At 56.8% G+C, this 1,351-nt stretch carries 1 protein-coding gene; it reads left to right on the forward strand.

The window, feature by feature from the left end:
- The first annotated feature begins 46 nt into the window (after positions 1–46).
- Positions 47–1,159: a transposase gene (locus DVH23_RS25190; RefSeq protein WP_114579695.1), complete on the forward strand. Its 1,113-nt coding sequence runs from the start codon at positions 47–49 to the stop codon at positions 1,157–1,159.
- The last annotated feature ends 192 nt before the right edge of the window (positions 1,160–1,351 follow it).

The raw sequence follows: 1,351 nt of genomic DNA on the forward strand, positions 1-1,351 counted from the left end.
CAGTAGTTGCCGAACCTAACTGACGACTCGGTTCGTAGTCGTCGGCATGGTCGACACCGACGAAGCAAAACAGGTCTGTCGTGCCGCCTCACGCGTCGTCTATCCAGAACTGGATTTTGGTATCAAACCCTGTGGATCCTACACGAGAGAGGACTTCGAGCAAGTCCTCTCTCGGATCGCGTTCACTCACGAGTTCGCTAACACGGGTGGCAAGACTGTCCAGTTGGATCGATCCGAGCCGGTCGACGTCACGTCGACGGCTCGGAACCCGCTCGCGAAATCGTTGCTCTATCATCTTCGACACCTCACCGCGGACGCCATCGACGCTCAGTTCGATGGCGTCCGCGATCGTCTCTTCGAGGTTCTTCGCTCACGGCGGTTGCTTCCCTCTCGTGTTGACGTTGCGATCGATCTTCATGAGTGGCGGTTCTACGGCTCAGCCGATACTGATCACGTTCTCACTACCTATCCCGATCTTGGAACGACCCGAGCGTACTGTTTTGCGACGCTGTGTATCGTTGCTCCCAGTGTTCGATTTACTCTCGCTGTGATCCCGTTGGACGCGAACGGCTTCCGTGCGAAGCAGGAAGCCGTTCGCTCACTCATCGTCGAAGCGCGCCAGTACGTGTCGATCAGACACGTCTATCTCGATCGAGGCTTCTACCAGGTGCATGTCGTTACAGAACTGGAACAGTTAGAGATCGACTACATCGTCCGTGCACGGCCAAGCAAGGGAATGAAAGACCGTCTCAGCGCCGGCGCTGAGACGGTCGTCGATGCTTATCGGATGCAGCGAAACCGGCCACCGACAGCTGTAGCCGATGTCACCGTATTCGCTGTGCCACATCACACGAACGAGGACGATCACGTCTGGTTCGTCACAAACCTCGACGTAGAACCTGAGACAGCAAGAGCGTACGCGGCGGCGTTCCGCCGCCGCTGGGGCATCGAAACGTCGTATCGCCAGATCGGTGATTTCTTGGCGAGAACGTCGTCGCCGACGTTCTCGGTTCGCTTGTTCTACTTCCTGTTCGCAGTTTCGCTGTACAACCTGTGGGTGTTAGCGAACGTCCTCCTGGTGAACGGTTCACTTCCGAAGAAACCGCCACTCTCGACACGAATCTTCCGCATGTTCGTTCTCTCGACAGACTACGGGTAGTGGCTGAGTCACACCGACCGGGATCACCGGTCAGAACGCCCACGATGAGTGGTAACGCTCGGGATCGCCGCCGAGCGGCGGCAATCCCTCACTTTTCGAGTCCGTTCTGTGAAGGTCTGTTCCTGATTTCCTCGATGAGGTTACGGGAAGGGCGAACTTCGTCCGCTTTCAATTTGATTCGGCGTCTACTGT

It is taken from the genome of Saliphagus sp. LR7, from assembly GCF_003344565.1.
GTDB classification, from domain to species: Archaea; Halobacteriota; Halobacteria; order Halobacteriales; family Natrialbaceae; genus Saliphagus; species Saliphagus infecundisoli.